A 23,255-nucleotide genomic window follows, 5' to 3' on the forward strand; every position below is an offset into this window, starting at 1 on the left:
GTGTCTGAATCGCCAGCAAGCCGGCTCCTACGGGGATCACTCATAATCCATAGAGTTTTTGAACATGACTGCATTGAATTTGATTCCCGGCCAACTGAGCCTTGCCCAACTACGCGCTGTGTACCAGCAGCCGGTGAAACTGACCCTGGACAACAGCGCTTCGGCACAGATCGAAGCGAGCGTCGCCTGCGTGGAACAGATCCTCGCCGAAAACCGCACCGCCTACGGCATCAACACCGGTTTTGGTTTGCTGGCCTCGACCCGCATCGCCAGCGCGGACCTGGAAAACCTGCAGCGTTCGCTGGTGCTGTCCCACGCCGCCGGCGTCGGCGAGCCGGTCAGTGACGCCATGTGCCGCCTGATCATGGTGCTCAAGGTCAACAGCCTGAGCCGTGGCTTCTCCGGCATTCGCCGTAAAGTCATCGATGCGCTGATCTCGCTGATCAACGCCGAGGTTTACCCGCACATCCCGCTCAAAGGCTCGGTCGGTGCTTCCGGTGACTTGGCGCCACTGGCGCACATGTCGCTGGTGCTGTTGGGTGAAGGCAAGGCGCGCTACAAAGGCCAATGGCTGCCGGCCACCGAAGCCCTGGCCGTGGCCGGTCTGGAGCCATTGACGTTGGCTGCCAAAGAAGGTCTGGCGCTGCTCAACGGCACCCAAGTGTCCACCGCATTCGCCTTGCGCGGTCTGTTCGAAGGTGAAGACCTGTTTGCCGGCGCCCTGGCCGTGGGTGGCCTGACCGTTGAAGCGGTACTGGGTTCGCGCTCGCCGTTCGATGCACGCATCCACGCCGCTCGCGGTCAACGCGGCCAGATCGACACTGCTGCTGCCTACCGCGATCTGCTGGGCGAGCGCAGCGAAGTGTCCGACTCCCACCGCAACTGCGAGAAGGTCCAGGACCCGTACTCCCTGCGCTGTCAGCCGCAAGTCATGGGCGCCTGCCTGACTCAGTTCCGTCAGGCCGCCGAGGTGCTGGTGATCGAGGCCAACGCCGTTTCCGACAACCCGCTGGTGTTCGCGGCCGAAGGCGATGTGATTTCCGGCGGTAACTTCCACGCCGAGCCGGTGGCCATGGCTGCCGACAACATGGCTTTGGCCATCGCCGAAATCGGCTCCCTGAGCGAACGTCGCATCTCGCTGATGATGGACAAGCACATGTCGCAACTGCCGCCGTTCCTGGTGGCCAATGGCGGTGTGAACTCCGGCTTCATGATCGCCCAGGTGACAGCAGCGGCCCTGGCCAGCGAAAACAAGGCATTGGCCCACCCGCACTCGGTGGACAGCCTGCCAACCTCCGCCAACCAGGAAGACCACGTATCCATGGCCCCGGCCGCGGGCAAGCGCCTGTGGGAAATGGCTGAAAACACCCGTGGCATTCTCGCGGTGGAATGGCTTGCAGCCTGCCAGGGCCTGGACCTGCGCGAAGGCTTGAAGACCTCGACCAAGCTTGAACAGGCTCGCAATACCCTGCGCAACAAAGTCGCGTACTACGAGAAAGACCGCTTCTTCGCCCCGGACATCAACGCCGCAAGCGAACTGTTGGCCTCCCGTTGCCTGAACGAACTGGTACCGGCGCGGTTGCTGCCAAGCCTCTAAGCAGGCGCCTTGGCCGGGAGCCTGACTCCCGGTATCTCCCATTTCCGTGCACAGCCTGTCTAACTCGCTGTGCACGGCTTTTCGCCCGACAAAAATAATCAGGAAAGCGAAATGCAAGCGCAAGCAACAGGTTTGAAACGCGGGCTATCGGCCCGACATATCCGCTTCATGGCGCTGGGATCGGCGATCGGCACCGGGCTGTTCTACGGTTCGGCCTCGGCCATCCAGATGGCGGGCCCGGCGGTGCTGCTGGCCTATCTGATTGGTGGTGCGGCGGTGTACATGGTCATGCGCGCGCTCGGTGAAATGGCGGTGCACAACCCGGTTGCCGGCTCCTTCGGTCAGTACGCCAGTACGTACCTGGGGCCGATGGCCGGCTTTATTCTTGGTTGGACCTATGCGTTCGAAATGGTCATCGTGGGCCTGGCCGACGTGACGGCCTTCGGCATCTATATGGGCTTCTGGTTTCCGGAAGTGGCGCGCTGGATCTGGGTACTCGGCATCGTCTTCGTAATCGGTGGCCTGAACCTGTGCACCGTGAAAGTCTTCGGTGAAATGGAGTTCTGGATGTCTCTGCTCAAGGTCAGCGCGATTATCGCGATGATTCTCGGTGGGTTCGGCATCATGGCGTTCGGTATCGGCAGCTCAACGGCCGGGCACGTGACGGGAATCAGCAACCTGTGGACCCAGGGCGGCTTCATGCCCAACGGTGTAGGCGGCCTGATTGCCTCGTTCGCAGTGGTGATGTTTGCATTCGGCGGCATCGAGATCATCGGCGTGACCGCCGGCGAAGCGAAGGACCCGCAGCATGTCCTGCCCAAAGCAATCAATGCGGTTCCCCTGCGTATTCTGCTGTTCTATGTGCTGACGCTGTTTGTGTTGATGGCGATCTTCCCGTGGCAACAAATCGGCAGCAATGGCAGCCCGTTCGTGCAGATTTTCGACAACCTGGGCATCAGCTCGGCGGCGACCATCCTCAATATCGTGGTGATTTCCTCGGCAATCTCGGCGATCAACAGCGACATCTTCGGCGCCGGGCGCATGCTGTTCGGCCTGGCCCAGCAAGGTCAGGCGCCAAAGGCTTTCGGTCAGCTGTCGCGCCACGGCGTGCCATGGATGACGGTGGTGGTCATGAGCGCCGCGTTGCTCGGTGGCGTGCTGCTGAACTACCTGATCCCGGAAAACGTGTTCGTCCTGATCGCTTCGATCGCGACCTTCGCCACCGTCTGGGTCTGGTTGATGATCCTGTTGACCCAGGTGGCCATGCGTCGCTCCATGAGCGCTGAGCAAGTCGCGCAGCTGAAGTTTCCGGTGCCGTTCTGGCCTTACGCGCCCATGGCCGCGATTGCCTTCATGGCCTTCATCTTCGGTGTGCTGGGTTACTTCCCGGATACCCAGGCGGCCTTGATCGTCGGGGTGGTGTGGATTGCCTTGCTCGTGCTTGCTTACCGGCTGTGGGTCAAGCCAGCGGCGGGGCAGGCGGCGCGGGTGATGGGCGAGGCTTCTGTCGGTTAATTCGAATGGCGAGAGGATTTATCCCCTCGCCATTTTCAGTTGTCCCTGTGCACTGCATTGACCGGAAGGCGACTGCCCAGACGGTAGCGTGAGGAGGGGTGGATCAAGCGCACATAGGTCACGATCTTGCTCTGATTCCAGGTGCGGCGCATGAGCACCAGGCAGGGTTCATTGATATCAATCTGCAGGTATTTGCTTTCGTCGCTGCTGGGGTGGCTGGCCTCGACGATATGCTCCATTTCATCGGGTCTCAGGACCTGCAACAGATACATGGCAGGTTGAAGTTTTGCGCCAAATTCCTGCTGGAGAAATTCCGGAATCATCTCGGGATTGACGTAGCGATCCTCGAGTTGCACCGGAATGCCTTCTTCGCTGTGCACACAGATCACATGAAAAACTGAAGCCCCGGTCGGTAACGACAACGCAGCCGCCACCGGCATCGAGGCGACTTCGCGTCCCAGGTGCAGCACCTTGCACGTGTAGGTGTGGCCCCGAGCGATGATCTCGTCGGCGATGTTGGTAATGCGCAGCAGGTTCGATTGCGGCTTGCTTTCGGCGACGAAAGTGCCCACGCCGGAAATCCGTACCAGATGACCTTCCTCAGTCAGCTCGCGCAAGGCACGGTTGATCGTCATCCGCGACATGCCCAGTTCCTCGACCAAGCGATGCTCTGAGGGAATCATGTCACCGGCTTTCCAAACGCCCGCGCGAAGCTGGTCTTGCACGAAATCCTTCGCGCGCCGGTAGAGCGCTTGCGGTGCATTTTTAATCATGGGTTGGTCCGTCATTGCGGTGCGGCATGAATGGTTGCCGAGGCGTGGAGAAAAGGACGGTATCGTCACAGGTTACGGGGGATGGCTGCAAGTGCCGAAAGTATCCAACTTAAGGTCAGAGCAAGAGTATATCGTCAGCCAGCAAGCTCGCTCCCACAGTTGTTTCGTGAACCTCGATCCCCGTAGGAGCCGGCTTGCTGGCGATAGCGATCAGCGGGCGCAGGAGCACACAAGCCCAATGGTTCAAATGTTTTTGGGATGGGCGGTTGAGGAGGGTGGGTATCGTAAAGCGCCGGAACACTGTAATCCAGCGTTCCGGCGATCAACTTCAAGGTCGACTTAGAGACGTTCGGGAGCAAAATCCGTTTGCTCGCAAACCGGTTAACGGGGCCAGAGGGTTGGAAACAATTCGTGCTCCAAAGGGGCGCCAGCTGCCAGCGTGTCTTCAAGGCCGGGGAAATGAGGGGAGGTGACCCAGGCTCTTGGCGCATGCCGAACGTCATCGCCGATGACTCTCACTGAGAATGCACGACGTCGGTTTTGCCCCGCCACCCCGGACGAAGCATGCAAGGTCAGCATGTTGAAACACACCATGTCCCCTGGTGCCAGCGCCCATCCCAATATGGGGAAATCCTCGCGATGACTCTCAATATCCGGCAGTTCGTCGAGCGTACCTTCGGCAAACCATTTGGCCTGGCTGTCCATGAAAGATCGAGGCATCAACCAGGGGCCCTTGTGTGATCCGGCAATGAATTCGAGGGTTGATTCCCGTGGTACGGGGTCGACGGGAATCCAGAAACTGACGGTATCTGCGCCGCTGATGTTGTAATACGGCTGGTCTTGGTGCCAGGGGGTTCTCTGACGGGTATTGGGCTCCTTGACCAGTAAGTGGTCGTGATGCAGGCGCACCTGTTGGCTGCCCAGCAGCGCCGCCGCAATGGGCCCGATGGCAGAGTTGAAGATGAAATTGCGATAGTGCGCATTCGTTTGCCAGTTGCAGAAGTCCTCGAAGAACCAGCCCGGGTCGTCGGGGCTGCTCGCCACTTTGGCACGGGGGCTGGGTTGGGCCAGGTTGCGTTCGATGCCTCGGGTCAGCTCGCTGATGAGCGCTGGCGTAAACGCATTGCGGATACACACGGCACCATCACGCTGGAACGCGCGGATCGTTTCGTCGCTGACGGGCAGGGCGAGCGATTGAATGTGTTGGGTCAGATCATTCATGGGTTTGCCTCATTCGCCGTAAATATCGAAGTTGAAATACTGCTTCGCGATCTGGTCGTACTGTCCCGACTGGCGAATGCCGGCAATGGCGGTGTTGAGTTGCTCCCTGAGTTCTGGCTGGTTCTTGCGAACACCGATGGCAACCCCATCGCCGATGATGCTTTTGTCGGTGATGGGGTCGCCTGCGAAGCTAAAGTCCTGGCCTTGAGGCTTCTGCAGTAAACCGATGTCGGCTTGAACCGACGCCTGGAATGCAGCATCCAGGCGTCCATTGATGAGGTCTGAAAACACCTGGTCCTGGGTCTGGTAGGACAGGATGTTGGCACCCTGGCGACCCCATTGCGTCTTGGCGTAATTTTCATGCAACGAGCCTTGAACGACCCCGACTGACTTGCCCTGTAATGACTGCGGCGTTGGCAGCAGTCCCGAGTTCTTTCTTGCCACCAGCGAAGAGGGAGCGGTGTAGATTTTGTTGCTGAAGTCGACTTGCTGTCGACGCACTTCGGTGGCGCTGAAGGCGGACAGGATCGCGTCGAACTTCCTGGCCTTCAAAGCCGGGATCATGCCGTCGAAACTCTGCTCGACCCAAATGCACTTGACCTGCAACTCGGCGCACAGGGCGTTGCCCAGGTCGATATCGAAACCGCTCAATGAACCATCCGGCTGTTTTGTCTCGAATGGCGGGTAGCTGGGGTCCACCCCGAATTTGATCACCGGCTGCGCCTGGGACAGCGGGGCCACGATCAATCCGAAGAGCAGGGCGGCGTAACGACGGTTAAGTAGCTGCATGATGACCTCGTTTTTATTGGTTTTAGCGGTTTGACAGGTCGTTTCTCAAGCGTTCAGCGGTAGGAAAGCTTCGGTCAGCTTGACCCAGAAGCCCGCGCCCCGGATCAGGATGTCATCGTTGAAGTCGTAGCGCGGGTCGTGAGCCATGCAGCTCTTTTCACCATCGCCATTGCCGATAATCAGGTAACAACCGGGGCATTTCTGCAGGAAATAGGCAAAGTCTTCGCTGCCATTGAAAGGCACGATATCGGTCATGACTTCGTCTTCACCCAGCCAGTCGACGGCCACTTGGCTGGCGAATTGGGTCATTTCGTGATCGTTGACCAGCAAGGGGTAGTCGGCACTGTATTGGATGTCGGCAGTCGCGCCGAACGCCTCGGCCTGGGCATGGATGAGCTTACAGATCTGCTGTTCCAGGTGGTCCCTGACCGCATTGTTCAGCGAGCGTACGGAAATCAGCATGTGTGCGCTGTCCGGGATCACATTGGAAGCCTTGCCTGCATTGATTGAGCCGACAGTGATCACGCTCATTTCCTGAGGCGAAACGTTGCGCGAGACGATGGTCTGCAAGGCCATGATGATACTGGCGCAGACCACCACCGGATCGACGCTCAAGTGCGGCATGGCGCCATGGCCACCCTTGCCGTGAATCGTCACGCTGACCTGGTCGGCGGACGCCATGAACGGGCCGGCCCGGAAGCCGAGTTTACCGACAGGGTAGCCAGGCATGTTGTGCGCCGCGAACACCGCGTCGCAAGGGAACTGTTGCAGTACGCCTTCCTGGATCATGCGGCGGGCGCCGGCCAGGCCTTCTTCGGCGGGCTGGAAAATCAGGCGCACGGTGCCGTCGAACGGGTGGCCATGGGCGAGGGCGTAGGCGGCCGCGAGGAGCATCACCGTATGCCCGTCATGGCCACAGGCGTGCATCTTGCCAGGGATACGGCTGGCATAGGGCAGTCCGGTTTTCTCCAGGATCGGCAGGGCGTCCATGTCGGCCCGTATGCCGATCACCCGTGGGCTCGTGCCCTTTCTCAGCGTGGCAATAATCCCGGTTTCGGCGATACCGCGGTGGACCTCGTAACCCCATTCCAGCAAACGTTGGGCGACCAGTTCGCTGGTCTCGACCTCCTGGTAACCGAGTTCAGGGTTGGCATGGATCTGGTGGCGCAGTTCGCGCATTTCCTGCTCAATTTCCTTTAACAGCGCGATGGAGTCTGTCATTGGCAGCGTTTTCCTTGATGACCAGTTGGAGGTACCTCTGGTACGGTCCTTTGCTGAGGATCGAAGCCCTGGCGGTATGGGTCCGAGAGTAGAGGGCCGGGGCAACGGCTGACAGACAATCGAAAGTGAACGCGGCAACCCAGGGTTAACAGTGGCGGATACCATGAAGTTCTATCAACTCAATGCACTGGTGGCTGTGGCCGACGCGGGCAGCATCCGCGGCGCCGCCAAAAGCCTCGACACGTCGCCGGCCGCGGTCACCAAGGCCATCCAGAAGCTGGAGCAAGACAGCGCGACGCAACTGCTGATCCGTAACGCCACAGGGATTGTGTTTACTGAACTTGGCAAGAAGCTGTTGATTCAGGCTCGCCTGGTGGTGGCGCAAATGAGCAATGCGCAACAGGTATTGGCTGAAGAGAGTGGGGAGCTGACAGGAAATTTGTCGGTTGCTGTCACGCCCTGGTTGGCGATGACCCTCATGCCCAAGGCGGTTGTACGGTTTCGCCAACTGTTCCCGCAGGTGCAACTCGAATTGTACGAGGGGCTTTCATCCGTGGCGTGCCCAATGCTGCGTGAGGCGAGAGTCGATCTGTTTATAGGTCGTCTGGATACTCGTTTTTCCAGCACCGACCTGACCTATCAGCCGCTGTTCACGGCGGACTGTGCTGTAGTTGCTCGCCAGCAACACCCGTTGTCCGACTGCCACAGCATGGAGGAACTGGAATCAGCCGACTGGATACTGGCCTCACAGCAAGATGGCGCGATTTCGACTCAAGGCCATGTGCATTTCGCCCATTCGATCTCGATCATCATGAGTTTGCTGCGCGAAACAGACATGTTGAGCATCTTTCCCTGGCCGCTGGTGGAGATTTGCGCCCAACGCGAAGGCTTGTGCGCCTTGCCATTACGCGAATCGGTGGGCAGCGCTTCGGTAGGCGCCATCCGTCGTAGCGGGCAGCCGTTGAGACCTGCGGCTGAGCGATTTCTGGAGTGCTTGATTGAGATCATTCAGTGGGAAATGGCGCAGGCGCATTCGCCGTATCGGCGGATGCTGCAGACTGTGGATTTACTGGTTTGATTCAATCAATGCAACGGATAGCGGGGGAGTAAAAGCCCGTTGAGTGTAGATGTCAGCGTTCCTTAATAAGGATAAATTTAACTGTCGGATCTCTCCGAGGGTAAACGTGCGGCGCGTCGATCCGGTCCTTGAGCTTGGCAGCATAGTCCTGAGCACTACGGACATGATCATGTCTCCAGTGGGTGACTCAAGGGTTAAAAGTGGATTTCAGCAGTCTTGAGACCCAAGTCTCGAAGCTCAGCGATCAAGTCATCCAGATGCCCGAAAGATTCGACCTCCTCGTTGTCGTCTACCAAGAAATAACTCCTCCCAGCGTCCTTCTTGAAAAATACAATCCACTCCTTGGGGTTGGTCGGATTTGCAATCACATGGGTGTCGAAGGTCACGCCTTCGGCATGTTTGGTTTTCACAGCTTGACGATTCATGTCTGTCACCACGCTACGCGCGTTCTCAAAATTTCTCTATTGGCAGTGCATGCCCGCTCAGCTCCCTCTGAGCTTCCACTATAGGCATCTCCAGCCGCACGAGGCAGTGGAACTAGGGGATTTCAATTATCACTGCATGTTAATATTATGCACATGCATCCACTGAGGAGCTAGCCATGATTGCGATAGGTGAGGCATGGAAGGCGGGGTTGTTGGGACGAGGACACTGGCTTCGCAATATGGTGTCTGGCGTGATCGTCGGGGTCGTGGCACTCCCGCTGGCCATGGCGTTTGCCATTGCATCTGGCGTCAAACCTGAGCAAGGCATCTACACCGCCATCATCGGTGGCCTGCTGGTTTCGCTCTTTGGCGGAAGCCGCTTGCAGATTGCCGGGCCGACAGGTGCGTTCATCGTGATTCTGGCGAGCGTCACGGCCGAACATGGTGTTGACGGCCTGCAAATCGCCACGATGATGGCGGGGGCCATGTTGTTACTGCTGGGGATGGCCCGGCTCGGTGCAATCATCAAGTTTATCCCCGACCCGGTGATCGTCGGATTCACTGCGGGCATCGGCGTGATCATCTGGGTCGGGCAGTGGAGAGACTTTTTCGGTTTACCGAAGGTCGGTGGAGAGCACTTCCATGAAAAGCTCTGGCATCTGCTCCAGGCGCTGCCGGATCTCCATATCGCCACCACTTTGCTGGCCGCACTCAGTCTTTTCCTGGTCATCACCGCGTCCAGAATTCCCGGACTCAAACGGGTACCTGGCCCGCTCATCGCCATGGCGGTCGCTACCGCGATACAGTCCAGCTTTCACTTCGAGGGGGTCGCCACGATTGGCAGTGCATTTGGTGGCATACCTCAAGGTTTGCCAGCGTTGAGCCTGCCTGAAATCACGCTGTCGCGTGTTATCGATCTGATTGGTCCGGCGTTCACTATCGCCATGCTTGGGGCAATCGAATCGCTGTTGTCCGCGATGGTGGCCGATGGCATGGCAGGTACCAAGCACGACTCCAATCAGGAGCTGATCGGTCAGGGGGTGGCCAACCTGGTCACGCCATTGTTCGGCGGCTTCGCCGCTACCGGGGCCATTGCCCGCACGGCAACCAATATCCGTAACGGCGGCACAAGCCCGCTGGCCGGCATTACGCACGCAGTCACCCTGGTACTTATTATTCTGTTTCTGGCACCTCTGGCCTCAAACATCCCACTATGCGCACTGGCCGCGATACTTTTTGTGGTCGCGTACAACATGAGCGAGCTAAAGCACTTCAAGCGCATGGTCCAGCGAGCCCCGCGCGCAGACGTATCGATCCTGCTCATCACCTTCGGCCTCACCGTGTTCAGTGATTTGGTGATCGCCGTGAATATTGGCGTCATTCTGGCGATGCTGCACTTCATGCGCCGCATGGCCTCATCCGTGGAGGTGCAACAGGTCGTCGAGCACGAGCTTGAAGAAGAGCTGAAAGCTAATGGCCATGCTCAACTGCCGCCTGGGGTATTGATCTATACGATTGAGGGGCCGCTGTTCTTTGGGGCGGCCGAGACGTTCGAGCGTGTCTTGGCACAGACCCATACCGACCCACGCCTGCTGATTATCCGTTTGAAGCGCGTACCGTTCATGGATATCACGGGATTACAGGTGCTGGAGGAGGTCATTCAGCAACTGCACAAGCGGCAAATCGTGGTGAAACTCTGCGAAGCGAACACAAAGGTGCTCGGCAAACTCGATAGGGTGGGGATCCTGCAAGAAATCGGCGCGGAGCATTACCACACCGACTTCAACACCGCGCTGGCTAAAGCGGTCAGTCTCGCAGAGGAGACATCGACTCTCTAGAGGCTAACTGCCCGTGTTGGGTTATGACTTGGTGCTGGTGGCATGCTTGCTTTTGGTCGAATAGCTGGCACCGTGGGTGTCTAGGTAGTCACGAATCAGCTGACGTACCACCTGCGAAGGCGTCAAATCCTGTGCTGCACAGAGCTCCTCGAACGCTTTTTTCTTGATGGGATCAATGAGCACAGTGAGGCGCGCAGTCTTGCTTTCCATGGGGTATTCAATCACTCAATCGCTAGATGTTAATCAAATTGTAATTGCCTTGTCCGGTGCTGTCACTGTTACGACCGGGGGTCGTTCGGCAGGTCGATTGTGATCAGTCATGTGCGACCGGTAAAGACTTCAGAGCTATCCTGAGTCTTTAAGCTGAGCACTGTAGTGATCTTGTGTGCAGGGGCAGGCAGAGCCGCGTTTTTTGACATCAAAATCCAGTATTGGATGTTGCGCTCACCCTCTAGTGAAGAGGGCTCTTTTGGTGCTCCACAAGGCCTTTAAGGATAAAGCCCGGTGGCCGTATGGAAAGTAGCAGCAATGAATGCAAAAGTCGGATTGACGAGTGATGCAGAGGCGGAAGACTTTTTCATACAAACACTGGAGCAGGCGATCGATGCCGTTGTGATCATTGATGATCACAATAGGGTGGTGTTTTTCAATGCCGCTGCCGAAGCGTTTTGGGGCTGCTCTCGGATTGAGGTGCTCGGTCGAAATGTCCACGCCTTGGTGCCTCACATCCTGCGCGCCCATCATGATGGCTATATCAGCGCTAACCGCGAGACCGGGATCAACAAAATTGTGGGCGTCAGTCGGGATGTCCGAATTGTGCGTGAGGACGGGGAGGAGCGCTGGGGCTCGATGTCGATCTCGAAAATCGCCCTTCATGACCGAATCCTGTACGCGGCCTTTCTCAAGGATATAACGCAATTACGCTTGAACGACATCGAACGCCGGTTGCTATCGATGTCGGTCAATGTCACCAGCTCGGCCACCTGCATCGTCGACGCGAACTCATGCCTTATCTATGTCAACGATGGGCTCATTCGACTGCTGGGCTATTCCCGCAAGGAAATGATCGGGAAGTCACCGCTGATGTTCTTTGTTTCAGATGTTCCTGCGCAAGCGTCTGCGGAACCAGGGCTGGAAGGCATTCTCTGTGGTCAACCTCATGATGTCAGCGCCTTGCTCAGCAAGCGCAACGGTCAACGACTTTGGGTGCACGTCTCATCAACGCCCGTGTTCGACGCGCAAGGGTTGCTCGAAAATGTCGTGATCGTGCTGACCGACATTACCCAGTCAAAACTGCATGAGGTCCTACAGGAAAGGGTCATTGGGGCACTGCTGAAAGAGGAACCTCTAGAGAACGTGCTAACCATGATGTGCCACGAGATTGAGCGCATCGCCCCGGAAGTCATTGTCTCGATCCTGAGCGTCGACGAGGAGGGGATCTTGCACCCGTTGGCCAGTCCAGGCTTGCCCACCGATTACTCCAGGGCCATCGAGGGATTATCCATCGGCCCGGTGGCGGGTTCCTGCGGTACGGCCGCCTATCGGGGCGAGCCGGTTTTGGTAACGGACATCAATAATGACCCGCTGTGGGCCGAGTACAAATGGCTGGCGAAACAGTCAGGCTTACGGGCTTGTTGGTCTATTCCTGTGCGCAACGGCTCAGGACGGATTGCGGTGACCTTTGCGCTCTACTTTAGGGAAAGCCGCGGCCCCGATCCATTGCACGCTCACTTGGTGACGGCGGGAACGCACTTGTGCATGTTGGCACTTGAACGAGAGGAGGCACGTCAATCCATTCGAAGGATGGCCTTCTATGATGCGTTGACCGGCTTGCCCAATCGAAACTTCCTGCTCTCCCAAGCACAGCAATGCATTCTCGAAGTGACTCGAGAGGCTGCAGAGCTTGCCGTCCTGTTTGTCGATCTGGACCGCTTCAAGCAAGTCAACGACGCCTTGGGGCATGTGTCGGGAGACGAGTTGCTGCGAGTCATGGCGCAACGGTTACGCAGCGTGCTTCGAGAGTGTGATTTCGTTGGGCGTTTATCCGGTGACGAATTCGTGTTGGTACTGCCGCGGATGAGTGCGACACAGGTCACGATCTTTCTTGAACGACTGATGGTGGTCCTGAGGGCGCCGACGACGATTGCCGGCACTTCTATCGTTGTTTCCGCCAGCATCGGCATCAGCCTGTTCCCAGGGGATGGTCAAGACATGGAGAGTCTGTTGCATTGCGCTGACATTGCCATGTACCAGGCCAAACGGGCCGAGCGGGGTACCTTCAGCTTCTTTCTTGAAGAAATGAACAGACTCGCTCAAGGGCGATTGATGCTGGAAACAGAACTGCGCAAAGCGCTGACTGACAGTGGTCTGGAACTGCATTATCAGCCACAAGTCGACCTGAACAGCGGGCGCCTGGTCGGTGTTGAGGCACTGGCGCGTTGGGCACACCCAACACTCGGTGCTATCTCGCCAATGCAATTCATTCCGCTTGCTGAGGAGTGCGGGTTGATCAATGACCTGAGTCAATGGGTGTTGCGGGAGGCCTGTGAGCAGCTTGCCGAGTGGCAGCAGCACGGCTTAGAGGTTCCATCCATGTCGATCAATCTCTCACCCATCAATTTTCACAACCTGAACTTGGCGACGCTGATTGCTCAACAACTGCAACGTTGCGGCTTGCAACCCGCCAACCTATGCGTGGAAGTGACCGAGGGTGTGTTGCTGAGCGACAGTCTAGGGGCCGAGCAAGCCATCCGGGATTTGCACGCTTTAGGGGTACGACTGGCCATTGATGACTTTGGCACAGGCTATTCCAGCCTCGGGTATTTGCGGCACCTGCCAATCAGCGAGCTGAAACTGGATAAGAGTTTTGTCGACGATCTGGAGCACGATACGTCCTGCCGCGCTTTAAGCGAATCCGTCATTGCGATAGGCAGAGGGCTTTCCTTGCACGTAGTGGCTGAAGGTATAGAACACGCTACTCAGTGTGAGATTCTCAAAGCCCAAGGCTACAAAGTTGGGCAAGGTAACTATTTTTCAGCACCGCTGTCTTGCCGGGATTTTGAACAATGGTTCACTGCCTACAACCTCGATTGAGCGCGGTTTTCAGATTCAAATGACAGTCGCTTTTATGGTGTGTGGTCCAAGGCGTCCGGATCATGATGGCGGATATCAGAAATCTGCGGCTTATAATTCATTAGAAACTTTCGCAGGGTGACGTTGTAGGTATCGAACCCAGGCCAATAATTATCCCAGTAATCATAGTTAAGCGTGACCGCATCTTCACGCTCAAGATCATTAAGGTCTTGCCACACAACTTCAAAACGTTCTTTCCAGTTTTTTGCAACCAAAAGCTGCTCGGCAGACTTCGTGTCCATTTTTGCATATTTGATCAGCGCATCGAACGCAAAGCTTTCATCCAAAAGGTTGTCTGGGTGTGTTTTGTTGTGAACGGTGTCGACGATATCCAATATCCAACCGATCGTTTGAAATCGACACTTGCGTGCCGAGCGGGACTCTTCGCTGAATCCATTAATTTCAACCCACGCAAGCTCTTGTCCTTCTCTGTATTCAATATGAATTACGTAGCTAGCCATTTTCATTATTCCTGTTTTTATTTTTATAATTCAATCTAACATGTAGTTTTTTAGCTCGCAATTGTTTTTGGCTTGACATTTTTCTGATTGCAGTTATATAGCGAAGAGGAGGGGAGTTATAACGCAGCAATACCAGTGCTTCTTTGTTGGCGAGTGACTTGTAACTCTATGGAGCGTCCAGCAGCTTATTGTTTCAAGAGTCCTGGCCGGTGGACAGCACACAACTTCTCTAACGTGTTTGACTACGGTGAAGTGATTGCCATCGCTGGCGAAACTAAGGGACTCCCGCAACCTGGAGGACCTCATACCCATCCTTCGGATTAAGGCAGATGTCGCCGGAGCTCAACCGCGATCGCGCATACCGATGCGTTTGACCGAATACCCGCGCGCTTGATCGTGGGAATGATAGTACGTGTCTTGCGTGGTACTCAGGTTGCTGTGCCGTAGATCGACCTGGAGTTCTTTGGCGTCACGCAGCGGCGCATCGAACGTCGCCGAGGTGTGGCGCAACCAATGAGCAGACGCCACCAACAAGCTGTCCATTTCATGCTTCTCACGCCCCTCACCGCGCATTCTTTCCAGCGCCTTGTCGAAGACGATTTGGAGGAGGGCGCGAACCTGCCGATCTGATAGGCCCGATCGGCCTCTGAGGGTCGAGATCAGCGGCGTGGACTCATTGCGTTCAGGCAGATCACTCAGTCCTAGAAATTTGCGGTAGCGCTTGAGGTAACTTTCGATGTACTCGTCGCGAACAGCGATCTTGCCGGCTTTATTGCCTTTTCCCACTGCGTGGTACCACCAGAAGCCCTCAGCGTCTTGGCGGAAGTCGCCCATGGTGGGCTTCCAGTTCTTCCGGCCCACCACATCGGAGACGCGCAGGTACATCGCAAAGAGCGTTGCGAGGATGAAGAGGGTACGTTCAAAACGAACGGGATCATCCTCCGCCAGCTTTTCGGCGGTTTCCAAGACGTAATCCCATTGCAGGGGCGTCAAGGCCCGTCCCGAGGTCACGTCAAGCGTGTCGTCGGTAAAGCGGTTCGATTTTTTCAGCATTCTGAATGGATTGGCGGCCGCGCCGCCATCCTCGATCAGAAATTCATAAAACCGACTGCACACCGTAAACACCTGTTTGAGGCTGCTTTCAGTGGTCGTATAAACCGGGCTCATGGAGCTCGGCTCTGAAGTCGTTCCTACCGCCTTCGTCATTTTTGAATTGAACGGGAACCACTTTGGATTCGGAATCAGGGCATCCGCCTCGGTGACATGCGCCTCATCGTTAGGAACAAAGCGGCTACGCGTCACGGGACCCACCCAGTCCTGGGAAGGATTACGGCAAAAATCCAAGTAGTCCTGGGCATCCTGACGTTTCAACAGGTGCAGCGGCTTCTTCTTAACCAGTAGCGTCCACAGCAACAGACGCTCGGCCTGAGTGCGGTATGAACTGAAGGTCTGGGCATTGTCGGAAAATGCCCGTAGGAAGCTGCGCACCGCCATATAGCCACGGCCGGCCTCCAGCTCCTCGGGAAATGAATCTAAAAAGTCTTTGACGCAGTTAAGTGCAGGCACGCTGAAACTGAAGTCTTGATCAATAAAGGCCTCGTAGGTTTCAAAAATGGGTTTTGGCGCGCTGAGCATTCGAACCACCGGACACTTTAAACGTTGAAAAGAAACTTCCAGTTATGGGAGTAATCGGAAGTTACATAGATGCGCTTCACTACTACTCTTTTTTTTGCATAACGGATTGACATTGCCGGATAGTAGCCGCTGCTTTGCACTTGCGCAACTACCACTCAGCCCAAACTTATTTGAGTTGCAATGCTTGACAAGTAACACCCTGACGATTTAGTTCGCGGGCGAGGAATCTTTGAATTCCGTTTCTTTTTAGATGCACTCCGATTCGCAGAATATCCGCTGGCCCTACGCTTAATCACCCACGCGCTAATTACCCTAATATTGATACCTCATATGGTTAATTATTTTTTAATACGAAACCCTTCAACCTAACGAGCGTATTTAAAATTAAATACGCAGGCCAGAGCCGTCTCGCGTATCAGCTCCCTGAGGAATACCGACCGCTAACACCAGCCGCCAACCAGGCACCGTTGCTTTATTCAAATATTGGTAGCGGAAAAGTGTTTGCACGTTGATCGTTCGAAACGATTGTTGCGCATGTCCTTAGATTGATCGCCTTAAAAGCTCCCTGTGTCGGGAACGTCCGTTCATTGGTTAAAACCGCGGAGACCTGCAGATTCCGTGGCCTGCACGGCATCTTTGTTCCAACAGAGGTCCAGGGAATGTCCGCTCATTACGTCAAAACGGCACGCCGGGAATGTCCGCTGAAATGGTCAAATCGCGCTAACCTTATGTTTTATAGAACTTTTAACGACGTCATTCCAAATACGATCGTGAGCCAACATTATCGGTCGGGAAAGTCCGCCGATTTCGTTAAACGCAAAGGGGCGCTGGGAAGTCCGCTGATTAAAGCCAAAAAAGCCTAGGCGCCCGATTTTATTGGCCTGCAGGGCACGTTGCTCAAAATCCGGCCCGGGAATGTCCGCTGATTAAGGCAAATCTGGGCGCGTTCCGACGTAACTTCAAGGTGAGGCCCATTCTGACGCGATCGCTGTGGCTGGTAGCATTTGCCATCGTTCTACGGTGAGGTCGAACGGTTGATCTGCGGGGCTTCCAGGAGGTTCGGTACCAGCATGCCATCGGCGGGAAACCAGTCATTAGCCGGAAGCAGTGCCGGGAATGTCCGCTCATTTCGTCACAGAGAAGCAACACCGGGAGCTCTCAGAACTAATTTACCGAATTTACTCTAATAAAAAAACCAATAATATTCAACGCTTTATAGTTCCCCATTCACATAATTTCAATGAGTTTGTTCGTGATATTTTGCCTCCGCATGGGCTGCCTTTTTTTGCCTGTAACTAAAGATTTAGGAATGATCGGGCTAGTTGGTAATGTTTGAATGCATTTTAATTCCAACAAGTTTTAATCGGTTTGGTTACTGCTATTTTCGATTGCGGAGATTATATTCAAGATGTCTTCGGCGCGGGTCGTGGAAGAGGTTCTATCGGTAGTGATGTCTCGCCTGGTTCTTAATAGGCGAGTTTTGGATGCCTCCATCTTATAAAATGGCACATATCTCAATATCTTCTGGCGCGACCAGCCATTGTCCGCAAGGAAGAAGTAAAGGCTGTAGCGAAGCGATCTCATGCTAAATACCGCTCCATTATTGTTTTTTATTAGTTTATTGAAGTTATCTTGCACGACTCGAGAACTGACCGGGCACGGCAGCGCTTTTGGGATGCTGCAGGGGAAGACATAGTTGTTGGAGCCACCTGCATAAGCCAGCCAGTCCTCAAGTGCCGCTAGAGGGCAGAGTAAAGGCAGGCGACCGAGCTGGAAGTAGTATTTCCTATTGCGTCTGTTGGCGTCGAAACGATAAGTTGCGATTTTGAGAAAACCGTCAGCCATCGTTACCTCGTTCCACCTCAGTTTACACACCTCTGCGGTGGTCAGCCCGAACCAGAAACCTATCAGCAAAATTGCTCTGTTACGGCGGGCAACCATTCTGGAGTAACAAGTTGATCTCACCACTTCGTCGCGTTCTGCGTTGGGTTGCGTCTCGTGGCAGAAACGACGTTCAAACGCATCGGCTAGAGACATTACATCAACTATAGACGGAGGGGGTTGAATTCGAGGACGGCTTCGCGGAGGCATCCTGTCTCTGATTTGTTGTGCCAGAGCGATCACTGACGGGCACTGAGTAGGATCGGGAAAGTCATTGGCTTGGTGCCAGCGACGGAGCGCCGCCAGACTGGGATCTATTCGCTTTTTATCACCCCAGGCGTAACAGTCCGCCAGGTAAAGACAGACTTCGTAAGCAAGCGCCGGTAGATCCCGCCTTTGCCACCACTCAAGGTAATGGTGCAAGGACCGGTCGTACTGAACATCTCGGCCGACGAGATCAGCGCTTAGCAAAAGTTCTACCCTTTTCATAATGGACCTGCGGAGATGAACGTTGCGTTGGCCTTTGCAAGGGTAGTATGTGCACATGCCGAAGCGCATAGACGCGGAATGTTGTGGTCATTTTCGAACAGCGCTATTTATGCCGTTAGCTATACTTACACCTTGGTGCTGCCACCCCATTCAAAGGGAATTCAAGCGAGGGACCGGCTAGTCACTCCACGACTAACATCAGTCTAGGAGGCGGCTATGCCTAATAAAACACCGGCCAATGCATTTCTCGCACGGATCCGTAGCCGCCGATCGGCGCTCAGCTACTTATGGTTGGTCTACAGCCATAAGATCCGCTCTGACCTTATTCTGGAAAGCAACCAGGAACTTGCTCACTGGCTTTTGAACCTTGAGTTTGATGCCCATGTTGTTGATTTTTGGATTCCGACGGCGAATGAGTTGTACGGCGTGCAACGAGACGGCCGTCGGACCCGGCCAGATGTAGTGGTGAGAAATGCCGACGGCGGGATCGAGTGGCATGAGGTCAAAGCAGGACATGTTGATGAAGTAAATTCCAGCGAACAGATCCTGATGCAGCGAGAAATATCCGCGAATAACGGCGCGCTCTACTGCTTGTTCGATGAGTCAACGCGCATCGCTCGCCAGTATGAACTAATGCCACGTCTGCGCCTGATGCATTTCATTGCAGTTGCGCGCAATCAGCCCATCGTCGATCACGTGCAGAAGACTACCTTCGACTACGTGAACCAGGTCACGGCCGGCACGCTGGGTGGGTTGTTGCAAGCGTATCCCGAGCTGGCACCCACACACCTGATCAGCGCGTTGGTTCGCCTCACGATCGAAGGGGTTGTGGCACTGGACATCGAGGACACCACCCCCACGCGGCAGACGACCTGGTCGTTGCGGGGGGCCTAATGAAACGTGTCGCGGTTCCGCAGGCATTCAAAAATGGTGAATGGCCGCGTCTCGAGCCAGCATCAATTCCACAGGCGCAATGGCCGGACTTCGCTTGCAAACGGCTCGCCGTGTCAATGTATATCGACGGCGCTTCAATGAAGGAGATCAAGCTGCGAACCGGAGTGCCGAGCAATGAGGTCAACCGAATGGTGCAGCGCTTCTGCTCTATGGATGAGGAGGGACGTTACTTCGGTGAGCAGGCCTTGCTGGCGCAAGCGCGGGTTGTTCTCTATACACGACGCAAGCCCATTGCTCCGAAACGAACCGAGCAGCAAGGGGGCCTGACCGGAGTGCTCAACATGTTGTTATCTGAGCATAGCGAAATTGAAGCGGCCATGATCGAGATCCTCTGTACTCCGGGTGCGGTGTGGAGTGACGCTCGAGGGGGCATGAGTACGTTGGTAACGAAATTTTATCAAGTGCTGGCCAAAGCCAAAATTGAGTACCCGTCCTGGCCGTTCAACACCAAGCACAAAGGGCGTACGTCCATACGGAAGTATTTGAAAGCACTACGGGCACGGTACGCAGTCCAGTACATCCACGCACACGGAGAGGAGACTGCCGTAGCGCACTTGGCGACGGGGACAGGCCATAAGCGTTACATCCAGGCGAAGCGGCCTTTCGATTGCGCTCAACTTGATGGCCATTGTATCGACGCGATGTTTGCACTGAGAGTGGAAGAAGCTCCGGGAGTCTATCAGTGGGTAGTGGTCGATCGGATCTGGCTACTCTCGATGATGGATGCCTACGCCAACGCCGTCCTGGCTTACAAGCTGGTATTGAAAAGTGAAGTCTCAGCCTCCGATGTGCGCGAAGTCATTGCCCAGGCTTGTCTTGGGCGCTGGTGCCCGCGGGTGTTGGCCAATGAAAAATATCGGTACAAGCCGGGTGCAGGGTTGCCCTCGGGTGTCATCGAAGACTGCCGAGGTATCAGCTTCGGCGCGTTGTTTACCGACTCCCACCTGTCCAACCTCGCCAAAAAAATCACTACCGAGGCACGCAGCGACTTCGGTTTCCACGTGTGCATAGGGCCGGTGGGGCATTTTGAAACGCGGGCGGAGATCGAGCGCTCCTTTCTGGAGGTGGCTCGACAGGTTCATCTATTGGTGTCATCGACAGGAAGTCATCCTTATGCCGGGCGAGCCGAGGACGCCGAGCAAAAGGCGGTGAAATACGAAATAGACCTCACGCTCATGGAGGATGCGATGGACGTGATGCTGGCCAACTACAATGCCCGGCCCAGCGAAGGGCTGGGACACTTTTCCCCGCTGAGTTACCTGGAGCAGTTCTTCCGCCAGGGCATGCTCATACCAAGGTACGGGGCCGATCAGGTCGAGCGATTGCAAGCAGACATGACCACACGCAAGGCCACGGTGCGTGGCGGTTGTGACAGTGGACGTCGTCCTTACATCCAACTAGACCGGGTGCACTATACCAACGAAGTGCTGGCCGGTGATTTCGGCTTCGTCGGCATGGAGTTATTGATCGAAATCGACAATCGCGATTACCGGGCAGTCAAAGCGTACCTGCCAAATGGCGGCTGTCTCGGTTTTCTCCTGGCACAGGGATTTTGGGGCGAATTCAAGCATACGCCCGCCGTACGGCGCAGGGTAAACAGCTTGATTCGCTCAGGGGAGCTGCAGATCGATGCGGATAAAAGCCCAGCTCAGCAGCTCAGTGATTATTTCACCCAGCACGGGCAAGCTGGCGTGGCGTTGTCCCTCAGCCGGGACGCGGCCAGCTCGGAGGCGGATAACTCGCCCCCCCCCAAAAAAAACCGGCCAGTGCGATCGGACTATTTTATCCAGGCGGATGTCGATTACGGTGAGCTGCCCACCCCCGGCCGCGTGCTGAATCGAGGCGAGCGATGAGCTCCTCCGCGCATCCCCTCGTCACCGACAAGGCGCAGTTCATCACGCATCAGATGGTGCGTGTACTTCGCTTAAGCCTCGATCGGGTGAGCGCCAGACGATCAGCCGTGCTGTTTGCAGGCGCGCCGCGGGTCGGTAAATCCCGTTGCGCAGAATTCGTCGCCGGCCAGTTGAAGGTCCAGCTGCCGCACGTGCATGTAATGCTACACATCGCCCTCTACCGCGAATCCGGCAAGCGGCAGTCCGTGTTGACTGAGCTGTGTCAATCGGAGCACATCAAGCCTACACCACGGGGCGTGGATTACCTCCAGCACCTACTGGCTTACATCGAAGGGCATGTGACCGGTCAGCCTGCACCGCAATGTGTACTGGTTGTCGATGAAATTCAACATTGGCGTCCAAACGACTACCATGTACTGAGCGGACTGCACAATTACCTCCAGCTGCAAGGTATTAATCTGACGGTGATTGGTTTCTCGCAATTGGAGATCTATGAACGGCTCTCGGGGCTTCAGCTGGTAGGGCACCATGCGATGGTGGGGCGTTTCTTCTCGGAAATCATCCCGTTCCGAGGCTGTCGGACCATTGAGGAACTGGCAACGATTCTAGCGGGATGCGACGATAACTCCGAATACCCTGTCGGGTCGGGCACCAGTTATACAGCCTTCTTCGTGCCCGAGGCATTTGCCGCCGGCTTCAGGCTGGCCCCGCTGGCCGGCTTAATGTGGAAGGCATTCGCTGAAGGCGTAACAGGAAAGTACGTCAACAATCTCCCCATGCAACATGTGCGCGAGGCGATCGTCGACCTGTTGCTGCTCATTGCGCCACATGACAGCGCCCTGTTCGAAGCCGATGAAAAGCTGGTCAACGAGGCGGTGCGCCGTTCTGGTGTGCGGACATTTTGCGATGCACAAAATAAACGGTCTATTTTTCCCAGATGATTTTCCTTGGCCGTTTGAGCATGCCGTGGCCCGCCTGCACAAGGCGGCCGTGGTGAATGGCGTCAGCGGCAGGGTGCTAATGGACAGCTTTCCCCTGAAAAAGGCACGGCGCAGCACGAAAAAAGGCAAAGAAGCGCATATCGAGATGGTATTGGGCGAGATCTATCATTCCTCTTGGCCCGTTGTATCACTCAGCAATTTCGCCAAGCCCGTCGCCGATTATTTTCCGAAAAATGTGAACGGCACCGCCAAGTACTGTGCGCGATGCCTGGCGGAGACAGGGTTTGTAGCGGCGTTTTTTGCACTGCGTTTTATTGTCTGCTGTCCGTGGCATCAGCAGCCGTTGAAACCACTTTGTGAGCGCTGCCAGGACATTCGTAAATTCACACCCACCCCGTTTGCCAGTGTGGTTGGCTACAGTTGCCAGGACTGTGGTTACTGGGTCCCGAATCGGCCGGTGATATTTGCCACCTGTCGTTCTTGTGTCGTCAACCCGCTCATCTTCGCTTGTCGCGATTTTCTCGCCAATACTGAACGGCTGGAGCGGTTGGCAGTGTTGGACGTGCTGCATTACGCCGCTTTACCTGACCGTGCGCAAGCCCTTGCCGGCGGAGGCACCATCGCGGAGGTCCTGCCTGACGAAACTACAAAAATATGGCAGAAGGAATTCTCGATGAGGGACCCGCATATGGCGGAGTTGGGCCTACCCGACGAAGACTACCAGCGTTTCGTCAGCTTTCATCAGTCGCGCCTGCTCAATGCTCATCGCGACTGCCCATGCGGTGGCGTTCTTTCGCTAGTTGACTATGGTGCTCCGAAGCGCAGCGTTTGCGTGTATAACGCGGCATTGTCTTTATTTCGGCAAAAATTTGAGCTTCAGAGAGTCTTCGAAAAGGAGCCAAGCATTTCAGTGCCGGCCTATTCGGCGCTGCTCGAGCAAAACATGGCGCCCAGCGCAGTGCGAGTTTTTTTTCAATGCGTGTTCTACCAGTTAGTCGCCCGCTTATGGTTCTGGAGTCGCTCGGCGTCGCGGTTTTTCGCTCATGTTGATCGTGATCATTTTTTTGCGGTACTGGAGGCCAGCAGAAACCAGATCGTGTTGGATCGCCTGCTTGGGAAGCGGCTGCAAGGGGACTATCAGTGTCAGTTTGACCTTCCCGCGGACCGTGTGTCCATGCGCCGGCTGATGGGGCCAGTTGAAGCCGAGCAGGTGCTAGTTATGCGCAATTTCGGCAACTGCGCGGAGTTTAGTACCCCGGCAGAACCCGCCCTGTTCTACGGTACCCTGAAGGCGACGCCGTTGTTTTACTTCTAGCTGAGGTGCCTGGCAACGCGGTATGAGGCGTGCGCACCCTCGCAAGCAAAAGGAGGGCCGCCTCCTTAAGTCGATCGTTTCAGTCACGTGTCGGCCAGTCTGCTGGCTGGATGGGGGCGCATGCGACAGGGGGGCGA

At 55.9% G+C, this 23,255-nt stretch carries 18 protein-coding genes; 9 read left to right on the forward strand and 9 right to left on the reverse strand.

Annotated elements, in window-relative coordinates:
* The first annotated feature begins 64 nt into the window (after nucleotides 1–64).
* On the forward strand, nucleotides 65–1,597 hold the full coding sequence (gene hutH / locus ABTV22_RS14380; protein ID WP_433741116.1) for a histidine ammonia-lyase: 1,533 nt from the start codon (nucleotides 65–67) through the stop codon (nucleotides 1,595–1,597).
* Between the two features lie 111 nt (nucleotides 1,598–1,708).
* Nucleotides 1,709–3,112 carry an amino acid permease gene (locus ABTV22_RS14385; RefSeq protein WP_433741118.1) on the forward strand — a complete coding sequence of 468 codons (1,404 nt, stop codon included), beginning with the start codon at nucleotides 1,709–1,711 and terminating at the stop codon, nucleotides 3,110–3,112.
* Nucleotides 3,113–3,147: 35 nt separating this feature from the next.
* On the opposite strand, the gene hutC is transcribed toward ABTV22_RS14385, so the two are convergent.
* The 4 genes from hutC to ABTV22_RS14405 all read right to left on the reverse strand — a co-directional run bounded on the left by hutC (nucleotide 3,148) and on the right by ABTV22_RS14405 (nucleotide 7,116).
* Complete coding sequence (hutC, locus tag ABTV22_RS14390) at nucleotides 3,148–3,885, reverse strand: histidine utilization repressor (protein ID WP_433741120.1); 738 nt, start codon at nucleotides 3,883–3,885, stop codon at nucleotides 3,148–3,150.
* Between the two features lie 381 nt (nucleotides 3,886–4,266).
* Entirely contained in the window at nucleotides 4,267–5,106 is an 840-nt protein-coding gene (locus ABTV22_RS14395) for a phytanoyl-CoA dioxygenase family protein (protein WP_433741122.1), read from the reverse strand.
* 9 nt (nucleotides 5,107–5,115) lie between these two features.
* Nucleotides 5,116–5,895, reverse strand: a complete 780-nt coding sequence (locus tag ABTV22_RS14400) for an ABC transporter substrate-binding protein (RefSeq protein WP_433741124.1) — start codon at nucleotides 5,893–5,895, stop codon at nucleotides 5,116–5,118.
* Nucleotides 5,896–5,940: 45 nt separating this feature from the next.
* Nucleotides 5,941–7,116 carry a M20 aminoacylase family protein gene (locus tag ABTV22_RS14405; protein ID WP_433741126.1) on the reverse strand — a complete coding sequence of 392 codons (1,176 nt, stop codon included), beginning with the start codon at nucleotides 7,114–7,116 and terminating at the stop codon, nucleotides 5,941–5,943.
* 163 nt (nucleotides 7,117–7,279) lie between these two features.
* Between ABTV22_RS14405 and ABTV22_RS14410 the strand changes: the two genes are divergently transcribed.
* Nucleotides 7,280–8,194, forward strand: a complete 915-nt coding sequence (locus tag ABTV22_RS14410) for a LysR family transcriptional regulator (RefSeq protein ID WP_433741128.1) — start codon at nucleotides 7,280–7,282, stop codon at nucleotides 8,192–8,194.
* Between the two features lie 194 nt (nucleotides 8,195–8,388).
* Here ABTV22_RS14410 and ABTV22_RS14415 read toward each other — a convergent pair whose 3' ends face one another.
* On the reverse strand, nucleotides 8,389–8,619 hold the full coding sequence (locus tag ABTV22_RS14415; RefSeq protein WP_204123385.1) for a hypothetical protein: 231 nt from the start codon (nucleotides 8,617–8,619) through the stop codon (nucleotides 8,389–8,391).
* Nucleotides 8,620–8,795: 176 nt separating this feature from the next.
* Here ABTV22_RS14415 and ABTV22_RS14420 point away from each other — a divergent pair, with 176 nt between their 5' ends.
* The gene (locus tag ABTV22_RS14420) at nucleotides 8,796–10,457 is read left to right on the forward strand and encodes a SulP family inorganic anion transporter (RefSeq protein ID WP_433741130.1); all 1,662 of its coding nucleotides are present in this window, start codon (nucleotides 8,796–8,798) and stop codon (nucleotides 10,455–10,457) included.
* 21 nt (nucleotides 10,458–10,478) lie between these two features.
* Here ABTV22_RS14420 and ABTV22_RS14425 read toward each other — a convergent pair whose 3' ends face one another.
* The gene (locus ABTV22_RS14425; protein WP_204123383.1) at nucleotides 10,479–10,667 is read right to left on the reverse strand and encodes a ribbon-helix-helix protein, CopG family; all 189 of its coding nucleotides are present in this window, start codon (nucleotides 10,665–10,667) and stop codon (nucleotides 10,479–10,481) included.
* A gap of 318 nt (nucleotides 10,668–10,985) precedes the next feature.
* On the opposite strand from ABTV22_RS14425, the gene ABTV22_RS14430 reads away from it, so the two are divergent.
* Nucleotides 10,986–13,550: an EAL domain-containing protein gene (locus ABTV22_RS14430; RefSeq protein WP_433741131.1), complete on the forward strand. Its 2,565-nt coding sequence runs from the start codon at nucleotides 10,986–10,988 to the stop codon at nucleotides 13,548–13,550.
* 32 nt (nucleotides 13,551–13,582) lie between these two features.
* Here ABTV22_RS14430 and ABTV22_RS14435 read toward each other — a convergent pair whose 3' ends face one another.
* From ABTV22_RS14435 to ABTV22_RS14445, 3 genes are all read right to left on the reverse strand, one after another.
* Entirely contained in the window at nucleotides 13,583–14,050 is a 468-nt protein-coding gene (locus tag ABTV22_RS14435) for a hypothetical protein (RefSeq protein WP_433741133.1), read from the reverse strand.
* A 342-nt stretch (nucleotides 14,051–14,392) separates the two neighbouring features.
* A complete protein-coding gene (locus ABTV22_RS14440; protein WP_433741135.1) occupies nucleotides 14,393–15,685 on the reverse strand; it encodes a tyrosine-type recombinase/integrase in 1,293 nt (430 codons plus the stop codon).
* 1,359 nt (nucleotides 15,686–17,044) lie between these two features.
* Nucleotides 17,045–17,722: a tyrosine-type recombinase/integrase gene (locus tag ABTV22_RS14445; protein ID WP_433741137.1), complete on the reverse strand. Its 678-nt coding sequence runs from the start codon at nucleotides 17,720–17,722 to the stop codon at nucleotides 17,045–17,047.
* Nucleotides 17,723–18,271: 549 nt separating this feature from the next.
* On the opposite strand from ABTV22_RS14445, the gene ABTV22_RS14450 reads away from it, so the two are divergent.
* Genes ABTV22_RS14450 through ABTV22_RS14465 form a run of 4 tightly spaced genes read left to right on the forward strand, consistent with a single transcriptional unit; the run spans nucleotide 18,272 to nucleotide 23,118 of the window.
* Entirely contained in the window at nucleotides 18,272–18,949 is a 678-nt protein-coding gene (locus tag ABTV22_RS14450) for a hypothetical protein (protein ID WP_433741139.1), read from the forward strand.
* A complete protein-coding gene (locus tag ABTV22_RS14455; RefSeq protein ID WP_433741141.1) occupies nucleotides 18,949–20,862 on the forward strand; it encodes a hypothetical protein in 1,914 nt (637 codons plus the stop codon). Before ABTV22_RS14450 ends, ABTV22_RS14455 begins: the two co-directional genes overlap by 1 nt.
* On the forward strand, nucleotides 20,859–21,803 hold the full coding sequence (locus ABTV22_RS14460; protein ID WP_433741143.1) for an ATP-binding protein: 945 nt from the start codon (nucleotides 20,859–20,861) through the stop codon (nucleotides 21,801–21,803). The genes ABTV22_RS14455 and ABTV22_RS14460 overlap by 4 nt, the downstream gene beginning before the upstream one ends.
* Nucleotides 21,769–23,118, forward strand: coding sequence for a hypothetical protein (locus tag ABTV22_RS14465; protein ID WP_433741144.1), 1,350 nt, complete (start codon nucleotides 21,769–21,771; stop codon nucleotides 23,116–23,118). Before ABTV22_RS14460 ends, ABTV22_RS14465 begins: the two co-directional genes overlap by 35 nt.
* Nucleotides 23,119–23,255 lie beyond the last annotated feature (137 nt).

Source organism: Pseudomonas putida (assembly GCF_050990305.1).
GTDB lineage: Bacteria > Pseudomonadota > Gammaproteobacteria > Pseudomonadales > Pseudomonadaceae > Aquipseudomonas > Aquipseudomonas putida_AH.

Bases quoted from the DNA above. Each gene is read 5' to 3' on its own strand.
- ABTV22_RS14405 (WP_433741126.1), bottom strand. From the start codon at position 7,116: ATGACAGACTCCATCGCGCTGTTAAAGGAAATTGAGCAGGAAATGCGC.
- ABTV22_RS14420 (WP_433741130.1), top strand. From the start codon at position 8,796: ATGATTGCGATAGGTGAGGCATGGAAGGCGGGGTTGTTGGGACGAGGA.
- ABTV22_RS14455 (WP_433741141.1), top strand. From the start codon at position 18,949: ATGAAACGTGTCGCGGTTCCGCAGGCATTCAAAAATGGTGAATGGCCG.
- ABTV22_RS14415 (WP_204123385.1), bottom strand. From the start codon at position 8,619: ATGAATCGTCAAGCTGTGAAAACCAAACATGCCGAAGGCGTGACCTTC.
- hutC (WP_433741120.1), bottom strand. From the start codon at position 3,885: ATGATTAAAAATGCACCGCAAGCGCTCTACCGGCGCGCGAAGGATTTC.
- ABTV22_RS14440 (WP_433741135.1), bottom strand. From the start codon at position 15,685: ATGCTCAGCGCGCCAAAACCCATTTTTGAAACCTACGAGGCCTTTATT.
- ABTV22_RS14430 (WP_433741131.1), top strand. From the start codon at position 10,986: ATGAATGCAAAAGTCGGATTGACGAGTGATGCAGAGGCGGAAGACTTT.
- ABTV22_RS14465 (WP_433741144.1), top strand. From the start codon at position 21,769: ATGCACAAAATAAACGGTCTATTTTTCCCAGATGATTTTCCTTGGCCG.
- ABTV22_RS14385 (WP_433741118.1), top strand. From the start codon at position 1,709: ATGCAAGCGCAAGCAACAGGTTTGAAACGCGGGCTATCGGCCCGACAT.
- ABTV22_RS14460 (WP_433741143.1), top strand. From the start codon at position 20,859: ATGAGCTCCTCCGCGCATCCCCTCGTCACCGACAAGGCGCAGTTCATC.
- ABTV22_RS14450 (WP_433741139.1), top strand. From the start codon at position 18,272: ATGCCTAATAAAACACCGGCCAATGCATTTCTCGCACGGATCCGTAGC.
- hutH (WP_433741116.1), top strand. From the start codon at position 65: ATGACTGCATTGAATTTGATTCCCGGCCAACTGAGCCTTGCCCAACTA.
- ABTV22_RS14410 (WP_433741128.1), top strand. From the start codon at position 7,280: ATGAAGTTCTATCAACTCAATGCACTGGTGGCTGTGGCCGACGCGGGC.
- ABTV22_RS14435 (WP_433741133.1), bottom strand. From the start codon at position 14,050: ATGGCTAGCTACGTAATTCATATTGAATACAGAGAAGGACAAGAGCTT.
- ABTV22_RS14445 (WP_433741137.1), bottom strand. From the start codon at position 17,722: ATGTCTCTAGCCGATGCGTTTGAACGTCGTTTCTGCCACGAGACGCAA.
- ABTV22_RS14400 (WP_433741124.1), bottom strand. From the start codon at position 5,895: ATGCAGCTACTTAACCGTCGTTACGCCGCCCTGCTCTTCGGATTGATC.
- ABTV22_RS14395 (WP_433741122.1), bottom strand. From the start codon at position 5,106: ATGAATGATCTGACCCAACACATTCAATCGCTCGCCCTGCCCGTCAGC.
- ABTV22_RS14425 (WP_204123383.1), bottom strand. From the start codon at position 10,667: ATGGAAAGCAAGACTGCGCGCCTCACTGTGCTCATTGATCCCATCAAG.